We start from the raw sequence: 16190 nt of genomic DNA, 5'->3' as shown, positions 1-16190 counted from the left end.
AGGCCGAGCAATACGGTGACCGTCGGGACCACCGTACCGCTTGGCCTCGACGTTTCTCGGATCAGGCAGTCTGCTTCCGCAGGGCCGACAGGGCGTGCCACGTCGGCGCCAGCACGAAGCTCGTGAGCGGAATCAGCAGGCCGCCGACCACCAGCCCGATCAGGCCCGACGCGAGGGCGGTGACCAGCCATTCGACGAAGCCCTTGGCGAACGGCAGGCGCGCGGACGCTGCCGTCGCCGCGTCGTGGGCGGCGTGGTCGGGCCATGCCAGGCCGTAGGTCTCCAGACCGTGCATCAGGATCCCGCCGCCGACCCAGATCATGGCCGCCGTACCGACGACGGCCAGAAGTCCGAGCAGGATCGGCATGCCTTTGACGACGCAGCGGCCGAGCCCGCGGACGAGGCTTCCGAGCGGCGGCCCGGCCGTGCTGCGGGCCAGAGCCAAGCCCGCGTCGTCAGCCTTCACGATCACAGCGACCACGCCGTAGACGCCCACGGTGATGCCCAGAGCAACGATGGCCAGAACGGCCGCCCGCATCCAGAAGCTGCCCTCCGGCAAGGCCGCGAGGGTGATGGCCATGATCTCGGCCGAGAGGATGAAGTCGGTCTTGATGGCGCTCGCCACGCGGCGCTCTTCTCCGGCCGCAGCGCCACCGGCGCCGTCCGCGTGGTCCGCCGCGTCGCCGTGGGCGCGATGGGGAAAGAGGCCCTCGTAGACCTTCTCGGTGCCTTCGTAGCAGAGATACGCACCGCCCAGCATCAGGAGCGGCGTGATCGCCCAGGGCGCGAAGGCGCTCAGCGCCAGGGCGCCCGGGAGCAGGAACAGGAGCTTGTTGCGGAGCGATCCGACGGCGATCTTGCCGACGATGGGCAGCTCGCGCTCCGCCGCGAAGCCGACGACGTAGCGGGGCGTGACCGCCGCATCGTCGATGACGACACCGGCCGCTTTGGTTCCGGCTTTCGCGGCCTGGCCTGCCACGTCGTCGAGGGACGCCGCCGCACTCCTGACCATGAAGGCGACATCGTCCAGCAGGGCAATCAATCCGACGCTCACACGTCTCCCCTCATCCGTATTCGGTCCGCCAGACAGACGAACCGCGCCGCGATTTGATCCGTCGCGCTCAAAGAATCGCGGCTCCTAGCGCAGGGCCAGGGCATCGAGCCATCCGTGCGCGGCCGCGTAACGGATGATCTCCGCACGCGTGCGCAGGCCGAGCTTTTCGGCGGCCCGCGCCTTGTAGGTCTCCACGGACTTGACGCTGAGATCGAAGCGGCGCGCGATCTCCTTGTTGCTGAAGCCCTGGGCGATCAGGCGAAGGACGTCCGTCTCGCGCGGGCTCAGCGCGTCTGCGGCAGGCTCGGCCACCGAGATCCGGGAGTCTGCTGCAGGATGCGCCAGGGCATGGCTCGCCACCGAAGGGTCGAGATAGACGCCGCCTGCGGCGACGGCGCGGACCGCGCGGAGCAGATCCTCCGCGGCCGAGCGTTTGAGCAGGTATCCCCGGGCGCCGGCCTTGAGCAGCGGCTGGACGTAGGCCGCATCCTCATGGACCGTCAGAACCAGCACGCGCGTTCGCGGGCACGCATCCGCCACGCGCTCGGTGAGCTCGAGCCCGTTGAGACCGGGCATCGAAACGTCGACCACGGCGACGTCGGGGTCGGCTGCATGGATCATCGGCAGCGCCTCGCTGCCGTTCGTCGCCTCGCCCACCAGCTCGATCTCGGGGTCGGCGTTCAGGAGCGTCCGGATCCCGGCGAGGACGATGGGGTGGTCGTCGGCCAGGGCGACGCGGATGCGATCCATCGGGCGCTTCTCCTCAGGGTTCGGGATGATGCGGTACGGGAATGGTCACGAACAGGGTTGTGCCGACATCCGGGGACGATTCCAGCGTGAGTGTCCCACCGAGAAGGGACAGGCGCTCGCGGATCCCGGACAGTCCCAGCCGCAGCTTGGCCTGTCCATCGCTGCCGGAACGGTCTCGGAGGTCCTCGGCGTTGAAGCCGACGCCGTCATCCTCGATGACGACCCGCATCTCGGCGGTGCGCTTCTCCACCGACACGCTGACGCTCGCGGCGCGGGCATGCTTGAGTACGTTGGTGAGGGCCTCCTGCACGATCCGGTAGACGGCCGTCTCGATGGCGGCCGGCAGACGGGTCGCCTCGTTCAGGCATTCCAGATCGGCGCGGATCCCGTGCCGCTGGCTCCAGTCGCGCAGCAGGGTCGCGAGCGCCTCGCGCAGGCCGAGATCGTCGAGGGCGGTCGGCCTCAGGTCGACGGCAGCCCGATGGATGTCGCGTCCGATCTCCCCGGCGAGCGCTTGCAGCCACTCCATCTGCCTTCCGGCTTCGGCTAGGGCACCGCGGGCCAGGAGCCGCTCCATGCTCTTGAGGCCCAGCGACAGGCCGGTCACCGTCTGGCCGACCTGATCGTGGAGTTCCCGCGCGATCCGGCGCTGCTCGTTCTCCTGCGCCTCGCCGAGGCGGCGGAGCAGCGCGGACCGTTCGGCCTCGGCGCGCTTGCGCGGCTCGATATCCGAGACCACGCCGTAGATCAGCCCATCCGGGGTGTCCTCGTGAAGCTGTGGCACGCGACCGGCCACGCGGACCCAGCGCGGTTCCCGATCGAGCCGGTTCACGCGGAACTCGACGTCGAGCGGCGTACCTTCCGCGAGGCTCCGGCGCAGGGCTTCGCTCAGGCGCCCGCGATCCTCCGGCTCGACCGCCTGCAGGACGGTATCGGCGTCCACGGCGCTGTCGCGCCCTTCCGCGGCCGCCCGCCACCCCAGAAGCTCGGCCGCGCGCGCAGAACCCGTGACCCGGCGCGCGACGGTGTCCCAGCGCAACGTGCCGAGTTCCGCGGCCTCGGCGGCGACCGCGCCCTGCTCCTCGCTGGACCGGAGGGCGAGGGAGAACCGGGCCTGCTCGCCCGCACGGCGCTGCGCCATATCGCGGCCCACCAATCCGACCAGCGCCAAGGCGAGGCCGATGCTGACGAAGCTGCCGCCGCCCAGCACGACATACGACCGTGACACCGGGGCGTTGAGGGTGGCGACCGGCATCCCGAAATGCACCGACCAGCCGCCGGTGTGCTTCAGCGTCCGGTAGACCACCTCGACATTCGCGCCCTCCAGCGTCGGGCCGGTGTAGAATCCGTTGGGCGCGTGCCGGATCGCCGCCTGCAAGGCGGGATTCGCCGGGTGGCCGAGTTCCTCGACCTCGGCCCGGGTCCGGGCGATGGTGTTCCCGTCCGCATCCACGATGGTACCGACCCAGCCCTCGGGGGCACCGGCATCCCGCAGGATCGAGCTCACCGCGTTTGTGGCAAGCCGGACCGACAGCACGTAGCGCAGGATCCCGTCGCGGATGACCGGGACGCGAAGGGCGACGAGGCGCTTGCCGGAGATCAGGCCGGCCGGACCGATGCCGCCGATCACCGGCTGACGCGTCCGCACGACGGCGTCGAAGCTCTGCCGGTCCGAAGTCGGTCCCAGTTCCTCTTCGAGGGAGCGGAGCAGGTTGACGATCTGAGCGCCGTCCGGACCGGCGAGTTCCACCGTCTCCCAGAGCGGATGCGCCTGCCTCAGCCGCTCGGCCTCGGCGTAGAAGGCCGCGAGATCCGGTCGGTCGAGGGTGGCGGAGGCGGCCTCCGCTTCGAGAACCGCGATCTGGGCCGCAATGTCCGAGGCGACGCGCTCGGCCACACGGGTCGCGCTGGCGACCGCAGCGCTCCGGGCGAGGTCGCGCTGCTGCTGCGCCATGAGCGTGGCGACCCAGCCGCTCAGCAGCAGGACCGGTATGGCCGCCGCGAGGGCGAGGGCGATGAAGGTCCGGCGGCTGCCGCGGCTCAGCGGGGGCTCAGACCCGTGGATGGCGACGTCGCGGGGTCGGATGTTCATGGGCCCGGACGCGGGCACGCAGCGCGCCAACCCGAACCCGACCTCCAACGCTCAGGCGGCTCGGCCTTCCTGTCTCGCCGTCCCGAGCGCATCGCCACCCGTCTCCCGAGTCCCCGTCCCGGCCCCTGTGCCACGCGCTCTGTCGCGGAAAAGTCGCCCCGCGATCAAGCCGGCGGGAGTGCGTCCGAAGCGAGGATGGTGTCGCACAGCGCCGATCCGGGCAGCATCCGGGCCGGATGCGGCATCCGCGTCGCAACGGCCCAGGAGGAGCCGTCATAGCCTTCGAACCACGCGCGGCGCTCGCGCGACTCGCCGGGATACGGACAGGCATCGCGGGGCCGACCGACGGAACGCGCGCGGGCCCCCTGTTTGACGATGTCCATGAGCATGGGCGCTGATTTCTCCGGCTGCTCGGGATGATGTCCCGCACCGTGAGAAGCGCGCAGTTTGAACGGTCGAGCAAGCTGTTTCAGGTCGCGATGCTGCTCTCACCGACGCGTGTCGGGGTTATCCCGACACGCTGTGCAGACGATCATCGGTTGACCATTGCGCGAAAGCGGCACCCGAGCGGCAAATCATGCGACCGTTGAGCGTCGACGCCTGTCGGGACGCCCGCGGTTCCTTGCTGGATCCTGCGCAGGGTTCACCCGGACAGCCTTCATCGCCCGCGGATCCGGGAGGCTGCCGCACGTCGGCTTCCCGGATCCTGAGCGGCTTCCTAGAAGCCGCAGCCGTAGCCGGCCGGCGCGTAACGGTAGCAGTAGGGACGGCTGTAGACCGGCCGATAGAGGTTCGGCCCGGCACCCGCCGCCGCAAGGCCGAGGCCGGTGGCGAAACCCGGCCCGCGGTACCCACGGGGACCGCCGTAGCCGTATGCGTGCGGCCGGTAGCCATAGGCGGAGGGGCGGAAGGTCACACCCCGATAACCGCGATACCGTCTGTGGTGCGGACGGAACCGGTGGATGTGGTGCCGGTGGAGTCGGTGATGGTGCAATCCGTGGCGTCGCCCTCTCCAGGCGCCATGGCCCAGATGGTGGTGCCCGTGATGGAGGCCGGGGCCATGACCGTAGGGCCGCGCTTCGCTCGACGGTGCAAACAGAACGAGGCTCGAAAGCGTTGTCAGGGTGATCGCAAGACGTTTCATGGGCTGAACTCCACGGAAGAGGAACGACGACCGTGCGGCCACGGTCGGACGGGGAACCGAGCCTTCGCCGCCGTCGAACGCGGCGGCGTGCCCCGAAGGCGGCGGACGAAGATCGAAGTCTCCGGCCACTGTCCCGCCGTCCCATCTGTGGTCCGCTGGCCCGATCAGCAGTCGGAGAGATCGGAAGGCGTGTCAGGGTCGGCCCGACATGCTTGCGCTGAAGGCTTGGCTTAGCTTGGCGGTAGGGAGCCCCGGTCGACGGGGCTGCGGGCGCCTTGCCGCATGGTCGCGCCAGGGGGAACGGCATGAAGTTGGCGGTGGGCCTGCCCGTGCGGCGCGCGCGGAACTGGTATCGGCGTTGCGGGCGCGTGGGATCCCCGCTGAAGATCACGCGGGAGCGGCACGGTCCGCAGGCCGGCCGGACGCGTACGCTGGAAGACTGGGCGCGATTCGGAGGCGGCCTGCTCGCGTCCGATCTGTCCGAGGTCCCGCGCGCGCACAGTCCGGTCTGGACCGAGAGACGGTGGCACGGCCTGGACTGGCCTCAGGCCAACGGACCCTCGGCGTAGCCGGGCGTTTAGAATTGGGAGAAGCCTGCGGATGGCCGGAACCCAGGGAGAGCCGTCACCGAGGCGGATGCCCCGCGTGCTCGGCCGCCGGACGACCTCGTAACCCCATGTGCGGCGGCGCGGCCGGGCCGACGTCGGAGACCCGCGGCCTCCGCGAAGCCGGCGCCTCGACCAATCGCGCTGACGCCTTCATCCTCCACGAAGATCATGGCGCGCCCGATCGTGCATCTTGTGACGCGTCTCTCCTCTCCGCCGCAACGCTCCGACCAGCATCAGCAAGCCCTGCACGGCGGCGAGCAGCAGGGTCAGGGCCATGAACGGCAGGAAGGCGATCAACACCCAACCCGTCATCATCAGCCCGTACAGCAGCTCGCCGATATCGTGACCGGCGACCGGGCAGGGATACGTGTTTGCCTCGTTGACTTGGCAGCCGGTGAGGCTGGTCAGCGCGGCACCGGCGGCGAAGGGCAAAGCCGGCAGCCACGCGACGACCATCAGGATCAGGATCACGCGCATACGCCGGCGGGACCGGTCCGGCCGTCCAGTCTCAAGGGCGCTCATCGGACATCCTCCTTCGGGCGGGGGCGGATCGGTCGGTGCCCGCCTGCACCGGTCGCGCCCCATGCGAGTTCCCGTGGCCGCGGCGGTGGCGGGTCGTCGCGCCGGCCGTGACGGGCAGCGCCAGGGTTTCCCCGACCGTCGTAGTCTGCCTAACGCTGTTCTTGCCGATCACCACGGCTGCGCCGTGGGCGGTGTCGGCCAAGGCCGCCGGATCGGGTGCTGCCCCGGCTGGTCGTATTCGGCTCTGGCCGATCAGGCCGAACGGAGTGATCGCGGTGCGGGCGGCGGACGTCCGGGCAGATCCCGGTTCGGCTCTCGGCAAGAACGTCCTCCTGCCCCGGGTCGCGGCCCGAGCTCATGATCCTCGACACGGGGTGCAACCGGTTCGGGCGCACGACAGGATTATCCGCCGCGGGATCAGGACACAATGTCACACCGTGGATGCACGGATTGGCGCTGCTGTTCAGCCGGCGCTGGCTCGCCGCCCATTGAGGGCGCGTGGATTGAAGCGTTGCCCGGAAGGGCCGAGCATGTGAGCGGGATCGCTCAGATATCGTCCCGCGGAGGACCGGCATGCGGCAGGCTTTGCAACGTCCCCGCGGCGACGCTCAGGCGCGCGGTCACGGCGCAAGATCGGGTCTGGCTGTCCTGAGCGCGGGTTTCGCTGTGGCCGGGCTCCTCGGACCGGCTAAGTTCGCGAACGCCGAGGACGGCCCGAGCTATCTGGAGGACCGGCGTGGCGTGTTCCTGCCTTTCCTGAATGCACCGCAACCCGGCGACGCCATCGCGCAGTCGCCGCGGCTCGGGCTCTCCTTCGGCGGCGCGCCCCGGCCCGTGTTGGTGGATACCGGCTCGACCGGCATCGTGGTCTCGGCCAGCCGCATCCCCGACAACGCGACGCTGCCCAGCCAGCCTGGGCGCATCACCTACACGAGCTCCGGTCGCATCATGATCGGCCGCTGGATACGCGTCTCGGTAATCCTGTGGGGCCGCGACGGCGAGAACGTGGCGACGCGGCCGATCCCGGTCCTCGCGGTCGACCGCATCGCCTGCACCGCGCAGGCCCGCCACTGCACCCCGGAAGAGGCGCCGGAGCACGTGGCCATGCTGGGCATCGGATTTGGCCGCGAGGACGACAGCCAGAGCCAGAGCACGCCCGACACCAATCCCCTGCTCAATGCGGAGCCGTCCGGCCCCGGTGCGATCCGGCGCGGCTACGTGCTCACCGCCCGAGGCGTCCATGTCGGCCTGACGCGCGCAAACACCCAAGGCCGCTACCGCTTCGTCAAGCTCGATCCCCACCCGCGCGTGCCGGGCGACTGGCTGGGCGTGCCCGTGTGCATTTCCGTCGACGGTCGGGAGCCGGGCGCCTGCGGCCGGGCACTGCTCGACACCGGCGTCACCGCCATGTTCCTGACCCTGCCGCCCGCGGAGCTGGCCACCAGCCTTCAGACCGACGCGACCGGTCACAGTGCGCTCCTTCCCGGAACGCGACTGCGTTTTCGCTTCGGCGCCGCCGCCGCTTACACGGTCACCGTCGGCGACCACGCCACGGGACTCGCACCGGAGCGCATCGTTCTGAACACCACGCGCCCGCAACCCTTCGTCAATACGGGGCTGCACGTCCTGAACGGTTTCGATGTCCTGTTCGACGCCGACCGCGGATATTACGGCTTCCGCGCCCGCGGCGCGGTCCTGGACGCCGATCAACCGTGAGCCGACACCACGACGCCCGGGCACAACGGCAGCCTCGCCCCGATGCTTTCCGGGGCATGCAAGATCGCTTTGGCGCGCCAGCGTCTTCAGGACTTGGCCGCGCAGATCAGGTGGCCGGGCGGCGACCTCGCCTGCCCGCCGTAGGGAAGATGATCCCTTCTCTGCGCCCCAGTCACAGGGCTTGTTCGAAGCCGGGCGAGCCGACGGACGAGAAATCCGTCGGGTTGTCCGATCTCTAAGCCGTAATGCATCCTGGAGACGATCGGGTCCCTGCCGCTGAAAGCGTAATCGACACGATTCCCGCATCCTCGGGGACCGCACCCATGGATCCGCCCCGGTCCAGGCTGGCGGGCTGTCGAATGGTTTCGAGAACGCGCTTGCCGAAGCGCGTCGGAATTCGGGGCGTGGCGCAGCCTCTCACGCCGTATCGGCTGCGGCCCGCGATGCCATCGGCGTTCGAAAGGAATCCGTCGTTGTCCGACGCTTCTCATGCAAACGGCCGGAGCGTCGCTCCGGCCGTCATGGCGATGATGTGACGAAGGCTTAGCGCAGGATTAGCGCAGGAGCTGGAGGACGCCCTGCTGCGCGGAGTTGGCCAGGGACAGGGCGGAGATGCCCATCGACTGCCGGGTCGACAGCGCCTGGGAGTTGGCCGCTTCCTGGTTGAGATCGGCGTTGGTCAGGTTGGCCGAGCCGGTCTGCAGCACGTTGATCAGCTGCTTGGAGAAGTCCTGCCGGTTCTGCACGACCGACAGGTTCGAGCCGAGCGCGCTCGCCGCGGAGTTCAGCGTGTTGCCGGCGCTCGTCAGGGTCGACAGGGTCTTGTTGACGTCGGAGTTCAACAGGAAGTTGCCGAGGCCGTTCTGGCTGGACGTGCTGTTCGAGTTGGTGATCGACGACAGGCCCAGGCCGCTGGACGTGGCATCCACCGAGGCGACGTTCAGGTTCGAGCTGCCGGTGTCGTTGAACTTGATGTTCATGTCATTGCCCTTGCCGGCAATGAGGTTGACGCCGTTGTAGCTGGCATCGCCGGCGAGCTGCGTGATCTGGTTGAGCAGGTTGTTGTACTGGCTCGCCAGAGAGGCGCGCTGCGACACGCCGGAGATCGAGAGGTCGCTGGAGACGACGGTGGTGGCGGCGGTGCCGTAGGTCGAGGCGGTGGTGCTCGATCCGGTGAAGCCGAGCGCCGTCTGGCTGCCGGAGTTCTGAAACTCCACATCGGCCTGGGCGTTCAGGACGATCTTCGTGCCGGTGCTGTCGGCCGAGAAGATCGCGCCTGCGCCGAACGAGCCGCTGGACGAGGTCGACGCCGAGCTGACGGCGGCGTTCAGGGCCGCGACGGTGGCGCTGATGCTCGACGAGGCGGCGATGGTGGCCGACACGGAGGTGCCGTTGATAGTCAGGAGCACCGTCTGGGAGGCGGTGCTGGCGCTGTAGGCGTTGGCGGCGGTTCCGGTGGTGGAGAGCTGGGTCGAGAGGGCCTGGTTGGCGATGGACTTGGCCTGATCGACCAGCTTCTGGATCGAGGTGATGCCCTGGTTGGCGGCCTGGATCGTCTGGACGCCGTTGGAGATGCCGTCGAGCAGGGTGTTCAGGTTCGAGGACCGGGCGTCGAGGGACTGGGAGGTGAAGAAGTTGGTCGGGTTGTCGAGGGCGGAGTTGACCGTCTTGCCGGTGGCGAGGCGGTTCTGCGTGGTCGCCATCAGCTGGGCGGTATCCTGCAGGGAGAGCAGGTTCTGGCGTGTCGCGGCCGACAGGGTGATGGAAGACATGGATCGCTAACTTTCCAACCGGAGCAACCCGATTCTCGGGGATCGCTTAAGAATACCGCTTAAGGTTAAATACGGATTAACTGCGCGAGTATTTTCATCGCCCCGCCGCTCCTTCCGAAACCCTGTGCCGGCGCTAGGCTCATCTGCCCGCTGCAGCACAGGCCGGTATCGGCCGATTGGAGACTTGATCACGCGCGGTCGCTCATGCCGCCTGATATCTCAGCGGTCGGACCGGTACGGCGAGCCGCGCGAAGGGAAGTCAATCGAGTGCGTAGCCGAGCAGGCCCTCGGTCGTATGCCCTTCACAGCCCGCGAGGGTCGATACGAAGTGATCGCGACCGCCGGCATTGCAGCGGTAGATGGGGTGGCTGCCGGGCCTGGGGGCCTCGTAGACGTAGCCGGTCTGCCCCAGCGGGGTCTGCCCCTCGCAGCGCACGTCCCGGCTGAGGAAGTGATCCTGTCCCGCCACGCAACTCATCAGTCTTGCGGTCCCGGGGGCCGAAAGCGTCAAGACGCTGCCGACGCTGCCCTCGGCCCTGTAGGCGGGCGCGACATAGCCCGTCGTGACCCAATGTCCGGCGGGACCAATGGCGCGCCGCAAGGGGAGACGGTCGGCACCGCGGGTCGCGCGCGCCTCGGCGATCCGCCACGTGCCCGGGTAAGGGTCGCCGCCCGAGAAGAAGACGGTGATGTCCGGCAGGAAGGGCGTGAGGCTCCCCGTACCGTCCCGCCGGAAGCCCGGACTGTGATTGAGATAGAAGCCGGTCACGTCGGAGTTCAGATAGCCGAGCGGCGTCCAACGTGCCGGTGACCCGCTCAACAGGACCTTCAAGGGCATCTTGAACAGGCCCATCTGGTAGGTCTCGCGGTCGGGGTTGCGGGCCGGATCCTTGCAGGCCACTTGATGACACACGCGGCCCGGAAGCCCAGTGATGACGTAGACGTCTCCCGTCTTGGCATCGTACGCGAAATCGGAGTTCGGATTGATGGTCGCTCCATCGGTCGTCCCGTTGGGGATTCGCACCGGCGCCCCGAAATGGATGCCGTCCGCGGTGTGACGGACGTAGAGATCGCCGAAGCCGGCAACGCCCTGTGGTCCGGTGAGGTCCGTCGTGAAAACGAAGAGACCGGACTTGCCGTCCGTGAACGACGCCGGCTGACCGGTGCCGTAATTGCCCTGCGCCACCGCCGGGTTGAGCGGCCTGATGACCGGTTCAGGATAGTCGACCCACGTCACCTTGTCGTTCGAGAATGCGAGACCGGTCTGATTGTTGTTCCCAGGCTGGTTGTCCGCGCCCGAATAGTACATCGCATAGGTGTAGGTCTGGCCGTCCCCGGGGTTGACGAAGCGGCCCTGGATCACGCTGGGATCACAGACGTATTGGCGGTTCCAGGAGCCGGGCGTCGGCTTGAACACGATCCGGGCCGGCGAGAAGCCGGTCTGCGGGTCGTAGGATCGATGGAAGATGACATCGGTCTGGCCCTGACCGCACCACCAGAAATCGGTGACGCCGTTCTCCGAGATGATGCTGGGCGCGTAATTGTAGCCGGCCGGATTCGCCTCGTTGACGAAGAGGGGCTGCGCGTCGGGTCCCTTCCAGTCGGCCTCGACCTGGGCCGGCAGGCCGAGCGACGCCAGCACCAGGGCGAAAAGGGCGCCGATGAGCAGGGCAGAACCGGGCTTCACTCTCACGATCTCCCGCGATGCGCGCCGTCCGTTTCAACGCCGGCCGGAGCACCTGTCCCGAGACTGGCGACCTGAATAAGGCGGCCCTGCTGCCGACGGCCTGAACGCCTGGATCGCGCGTGGGTCGGCATCCGACCGGGGCCGACCCTACGGGTCCTGCGCAGGGGCGACGGGGCGCCGGCAGTTCGGACGGAGGGCGCGACCCAGGAGCGATTGCCGGCCCAAAATCATCTCGAAGAAATCGTATTCTCCGGGCCTGAAATTGGCTTTCAGGAACTGGAAGTGCATGTGAAACGGCCGAAGACGCAAGCGCTTGTAGTCACATTCCGGTATCCGGTCCTTGACCCCAGCCGATCGAATCAATGGATTGTGGGCGAGAAAGGCCGGTCTCTCGAGACCAATGTCGAAAATGGGGTTGAACCCGTAACAGTTGAGCCAATCCTGCGGCGCCTGATAGTCGCACCAGACGATGCGGTCGCTGTAGACGAGCGACGCGATGCGTGCGCGGATCCCCACGGCTTCCTTCGGCAACGCGACGAAGGGAAGTCCCGAGCCCAGCGTGACCAGGGACAGGCGGGGTAGGGGCCGATCGTCCGTACCGAGGCGCGCGAGGATCCGGGCGGCGACCTCCACGGCCATGGCAGCGCCGAGGGAATGACCGACGATCATGACCTCATCGGGCGCCTCCGCCGGTTGCGCACGCCATTGTGCCAGTTCCGTCAGGATTCGCTCGCTGAAGAGCGCGATTCGCGCCTCGTAATCCGGTCGCCGGCCCGTGGCATGCTGCCAGAAGAAGATGCGGATGCTCAGGATATGCCAGAAGAACAGCCGGCCCAGCGCCTTGCGGATGGCGTAGAGACCCGCGCCCGCGGCCACGGCGCAGATCAGCGCCGCCCCGACCGTTTCCATGGGCGATAACGGTTTCAGGACGGCGAAGAGCGCCGTGCCGGCCGAGATCAGCAGGGCCGGGACGACGAAGACGACGAAGAACGGAAAAGCGCTCAGCAGGGTGTAGGGCCATCCGAAGCGCGCCGTCTTGAAAAACAACCCCTGTGCGAGCCCCGAAACGACGCTTCGCGCCAGCAGCGCCAGCTGGCGGAGCACGGGCCGGGAGAGATCCGCGTGGACAATGTCGCTCCAGATCAAGGTCTCGCAACAGACGGCGGCGCCGTCGCCATCGGCCGGCGGGCCGACCGTCCAGGTCCGGCTGAGACCGTCGGCGCTGGTCCGGATCTCCGAGACCGCGCGCGGCATGGTTCCGAACCGGGCCGTATGCCGGCCGAGTTCCCGTTTGAAGAACGCAGGAAACCGGATCCCGCTGCGGGCGTCGAAGCCATGAATGAAGAAAACGTGCCGTCGCCCGACCGGTGCCGGATGAAGGTCTCTCAACTTGAATGGGGTGAACGATAAGTAGCCGCGGACCATAGGATCGGACAAGGACCTGAGCACGCGAAAGCATTGTGGCGGTCGACGGCGCCGATGGGCGCGCGCTCCATTGCACGACCGAGCGGGCTCCTCAACAGCCCGCCGCCGAAGACGGTTCCGCCGCGAGCCATCATTCATCATCCGGACGTCCTGGGGATCTCCCTCCCATGACAAGGGGGGCGAGGTCAAAAGGCGCTGGCAGGCTGGAGAAAGACTGGACTTGTGAAAACTGAACCTCCTACGGTGCGGGACGCGGGGGCAGTGTTCAAGATTCGCATGCGCTTTTCGGGGGCCTTGAGGGCGTTTCGCACCGGCGCCCTCCGACGTCACGGGCTCGGCCACATCCAGGCTGGCTTCGATGCTGCGCCGAGCGGCTGCATTGTTCTGGTCGGGGACGTGCATGCGGCGCTCATGCCGCGACCGATCGTTCCGCGCCCGGTCCTGAACGCGGGCATCGCCGGAGCGACGGCGCGCTCCTGTGGCCGCGCCCTCGATCTGTTGCGCGCGCCCCTGCCGGCTCTGCTCGCCGTCCTGATCATCGGGACCAACGACATCCGCGCCCGCTCGGCGCTGTCGAAGGCGGCGACCGACGACTTCTTCGGGCAGACAGACCGCATCGTCGATCGCCTCCAGGCCTGGACCCTCGATACGCTCGTGGCGGCGTTGCCCCCGACCCCTGCCGCGAAGGCATCGGAACGCGACCCTGCCGCGGTCGAAGTCTATTCGGATTGCCTCCGCGCTGTCTGCGTGCGCCGCGGCGTCTCGTTCTTCGATCCGTTTGCGGGATTGCGCGGCGCCCGTTTCGGCTTGGCCGAGGATGACGCCTTCGTCGATGGCACCTACCTTCGGGATTACACGGCCGTCGCCGCCCGCATCGCCAGCCATGTCCGGACGCACTTCAAATCCGAGCCCTACCTGGACAGCGCGCTCCCGGGTTTCGATGAGGAATATTACAGGAGCTGGTACGCCGACACGTGTCGGTATCCCCACGGGCTGGCGCGGCACTACCTCGATCTGGGATGGCGCGAGGGGCGAGACCCGAGCGGACAGTTCAGCACCGACGGCTATCTCGAAGCCAACGCCGACGTCCGCGCCGCAGGCGTCAATCCGCTGGTCCACTTTCTTGAAGTCGGCTTCGCGCAAGGTCGGTCGGGTTGGCAGAAGCCGCACCCGCGTCCGACCCGCTCCCCCCACGGCGACCCGGACGCCTGAACCGAAGACGGCCCGACAGCCCGGGACGCGCTCGTGACGGCAACCGTCGCAAAGCTGCCGCAGATTGGCGGCCAGATGCTTCCATGCGCCTCCTCCTCGCCGCCCCTTTCCTCGTCCTCATCGCCACGGGCGCAGCAGCCGGCGATACGCGCCTGGACGGAGCCGTGGTTGCGGGCAGTTTCGGAATGGGGGGGTCGGACTATTACGGCGATGTCCGCAGTCGCATGCCGTTCACCCGCGACGCGCCGCCCAGTCCGGTCGGGATAACCGACATCGAGCGCGTCCGGGCCGCACGCCGGCGTGCGGATGCCGGCGCCCGCCGGCCGGCCCATCGCTGCTGAACCGCCCCGGGCCTGACACTCGGTCCCACTCGGTCCGTACGAAGCGAAGGGCCGGGTCGGCAGAACCGGGACTGGACGATCCGGCCAAGGGGCGCGCCGCCTCAGTTCCGGTAGCGTTCGGCGAGGGCCATGAGGGCCTGGGCGAGTTCGGTGAGGTTGGCGGAGGCGGCCTCGACCTGCCGGGTGCCGGCCGCGGTCTGCTGGCTGGCCTGGCGGATGTTCTGGAGCGCGCCCATCACCTGCTCGATGCCGAGCTGCTGCTGGTTGGTCGAGGCGACGATCTGCTGGAAGGTCTGGACGTTCTCCTCCACCCGGGCGGTGATCTCCTCGATGGTCCGCTGCGTCGTGTCCGAGCGCGTCTTGCCGGCGGCGGCGCGCTTGACCGCCTCCTCGGTGAGCATCACCGAGGTGTTGATGCCCCGCTGGATCTCGCCCAGGATCCCCCGCACCTGGCCGGTGGCCGCCTTGGCCTGATCGGCCAGGAGCTTCATCTCGGAGGCGACCACCGCGAAGCTGCGCCCGCTCTCGCCGGCCGCCGCCGCCTCGATGGCGGCGTTGAGCGCCAGCAGGTGCGTGCGCTCCGAGATGTCGTTGACCGTCTCGATGATGTCGCCGATCGTCTGGGTCTTCTCCGACAGGCTGACGATGTTGCCGGCCACCGCCTCCGCCTGCTCGCGGATCGCCTCCATGGCCTTGGCGGTGTCGGACACGGCGCGCAGGCCCTGGCGGGAGGTCTGCGCGGTCGCCTGGGCGGTGGCGATCACCTCGGTGGCCCGCTTGCTGATCTGCGCGCCCGAATGGGTGATCTCGTCGACCGTCGCCGCCGTCTCCTGCACCGCCGCGAATTGCTGCTCCACCGAGGCCGCCTGCTCCTGCGCCGAGGCGCGGATCTCCGCCGCCGCCGCGTTCAGGTCCGCCGTCGCCGCCCGGTTGGTCCGCGCCAGATCCGACAGACCCGCAACCATCGTGTTCAGCGTCGCTGAAAGTCGGCCCACTTCACCACCGGCGCGAACAGCCAACTGGCTGGACAGGTCGCCCTCGCCGACGCGGCCGACGAAGGCCATCACGCGCACCAGCGGCTGGACGATGAGGCGGTTGATGGCGATTCCGATCCCCAGGCAGATTAGCAGGGTGATGAGCGTTCCGCCCCACAGGGCGATGCTCTCGTTGCGCTCGCCCCGGGCCACGCGCTCGGCCAGAGCCGTCCGTACCACCTCTTCGAGGCCTTCGATGGCCGACAGCTTTTCGCGGAAGGTGTCGAACAGCTGCTTGCCCTGACCCTCGGCTTCGATGCGGACCGCCTCGGCCCGTTTCGCCGGATCGGCCGCCATGCGGATGGCCGCCTCGCCGACCTCGGTCTGCCAGCTGCGAGCCGCCGCCACTGCGGCGGCGAGCAGGCGTGTCCGCTCTGCATCCTGACCGACGAGGCCCCTCAGCCGGTCGATCGCCTCGTCCAGCGTCCGACGGCCGGCTCGGTACGGTTCCAGGCTGCCGTCGCGCCCCGTGATCAGGTAGCCGCGCAACCCGGTTTCCTGGTTGAGCATGGCCGCGCGGAAGCTGTCGAGGGCGCGAACCAGCTGGTTTGACCGGCTTCGCGCGTCGGTCGCGTCCCGCAATTGATCGCCCGTAACCAGGACCGCACCGCTGCTGAGGACCGAGACCAGCGCGATGATCCCGATGGCACCGCCCAATATGCGGTTGAGACCCAGCGATTGGGGCATGGTCTGCTTCATCCTGCTCGGAGCTGCGGACGGCGCCGGATGGGCCGCGATCGAGGCATCGGGGCCTCTTAGCGCCGTCGCCCGGTCGATGCGAGGGACGGCCCTCCGTCCCGCTCCCGGCAAGTGGCGCAACAACGGTCGCCTGG

Annotated in this window: 13 protein-coding genes; 3 read left to right on the top strand and 10 right to left on the bottom strand. The window is 68.6% G+C overall.

Annotated features, from left to right (window positions below):
- Window positions 1-61: 61 nt before the first annotated feature.
- From P9K36_RS16655 to P9K36_RS16630, 6 genes are all read right to left on the bottom strand, one after another.
- A complete protein-coding gene (locus P9K36_RS16655) occupies window positions 62-1054 on the bottom strand; it encodes a DUF808 domain-containing protein (protein WP_278305551.1) in 993 nt (330 codons plus the stop codon).
- 84 nt (window positions 1055-1138) lie between these two features.
- Complete coding sequence (locus tag P9K36_RS16650) at window positions 1139-1804, bottom strand: response regulator transcription factor (RefSeq protein WP_043346486.1); 666 nt, start codon at window positions 1802-1804, stop codon at window positions 1139-1141.
- A 13-nt stretch (window positions 1805-1817) separates the two neighbouring features.
- On the bottom strand, window positions 1818-3896 hold the full coding sequence (locus tag P9K36_RS16645; RefSeq protein ID WP_278305550.1) for an ATP-binding protein: 2079 nt from the start codon (window positions 3894-3896) through the stop codon (window positions 1818-1820).
- Window positions 3897-4060: 164 nt separating this feature from the next.
- Window positions 4061-4285: an Rmf/CrpP family protein gene (locus P9K36_RS16640; RefSeq protein WP_278305549.1), complete on the bottom strand. Its 225-nt coding sequence runs from the start codon at window positions 4283-4285 to the stop codon at window positions 4061-4063.
- Between the two features lie 329 nt (window positions 4286-4614).
- Window positions 4615-4812, bottom strand: coding sequence for a hypothetical protein (locus tag P9K36_RS16635; RefSeq protein ID WP_278305548.1), 198 nt, complete (start codon window positions 4810-4812; stop codon window positions 4615-4617).
- A 986-nt stretch (window positions 4813-5798) separates the two neighbouring features.
- The gene (locus P9K36_RS16630; RefSeq protein ID WP_278305547.1) at window positions 5799-6119 is read right to left on the bottom strand and encodes a hypothetical protein; all 321 of its coding nucleotides are present in this window, start codon (window positions 6117-6119) and stop codon (window positions 5799-5801) included.
- A gap of 624 nt (window positions 6120-6743) precedes the next feature.
- Here P9K36_RS16630 and P9K36_RS16625 point away from each other — a divergent pair.
- On the top strand, window positions 6744-7886 hold the full coding sequence (locus P9K36_RS16625; protein ID WP_278305546.1) for a hypothetical protein: 1143 nt from the start codon (window positions 6744-6746) through the stop codon (window positions 7884-7886).
- A gap of 554 nt (window positions 7887-8440) precedes the next feature.
- Here P9K36_RS16625 and P9K36_RS16620 read toward each other — a convergent pair.
- The 3 genes from P9K36_RS16620 to P9K36_RS16610 all read right to left on the bottom strand — a co-directional run bounded on the left by P9K36_RS16620 (window position 8441) and on the right by P9K36_RS16610 (window position 12770).
- Window positions 8441-9658 carry a flagellin gene (locus P9K36_RS16620; RefSeq protein WP_043346491.1) on the bottom strand — a complete coding sequence of 406 codons (1218 nt, stop codon included), beginning with the start codon at window positions 9656-9658 and terminating at the stop codon, window positions 8441-8443.
- Window positions 9659-9917: 259 nt separating this feature from the next.
- Window positions 9918-11345, bottom strand: coding sequence for a hypothetical protein (locus P9K36_RS16615; RefSeq protein ID WP_278305544.1), 1428 nt, complete (start codon window positions 11343-11345; stop codon window positions 9918-9920).
- A gap of 147 nt (window positions 11346-11492) precedes the next feature.
- Complete coding sequence (locus P9K36_RS16610) at window positions 11493-12770, bottom strand: hypothetical protein (RefSeq protein WP_278305543.1); 1278 nt, start codon at window positions 12768-12770, stop codon at window positions 11493-11495.
- 261 nt (window positions 12771-13031) lie between these two features.
- Here P9K36_RS16610 and P9K36_RS16605 point away from each other — a divergent pair, with 261 nt between their 5' ends.
- Window positions 13032-13982, top strand: coding sequence for an SGNH/GDSL hydrolase family protein (locus tag P9K36_RS16605; protein ID WP_278305542.1), 951 nt, complete (start codon window positions 13032-13034; stop codon window positions 13980-13982).
- 83 nt (window positions 13983-14065) lie between these two features.
- Window positions 14066-14323, top strand: a complete 258-nt coding sequence (locus P9K36_RS16600; protein ID WP_278305541.1) for a hypothetical protein — start codon at window positions 14066-14068, stop codon at window positions 14321-14323.
- A 101-nt stretch (window positions 14324-14424) separates the two neighbouring features.
- On the opposite strand, the gene P9K36_RS16595 is transcribed toward P9K36_RS16600, so the two are convergent.
- Window positions 14425-16044 carry a methyl-accepting chemotaxis protein gene (locus P9K36_RS16595; RefSeq protein ID WP_278305540.1) on the bottom strand — a complete coding sequence of 540 codons (1620 nt, stop codon included), beginning with the start codon at window positions 16042-16044 and terminating at the stop codon, window positions 14425-14427.
- Window positions 16045-16190: the final 146 nt, after the last annotated feature.

Source organism: Methylobacterium sp. 391_Methyba4 (genome assembly GCF_029691625.1).
GTDB classification, from domain to species: domain Bacteria; phylum Pseudomonadota; class Alphaproteobacteria; order Rhizobiales; family Beijerinckiaceae; genus Methylobacterium; species Methylobacterium fujisawaense.
Note: the sequence above shows the minus strand (reverse complement) of the source record. Positions and strands in the feature narration are given on the sequence as shown.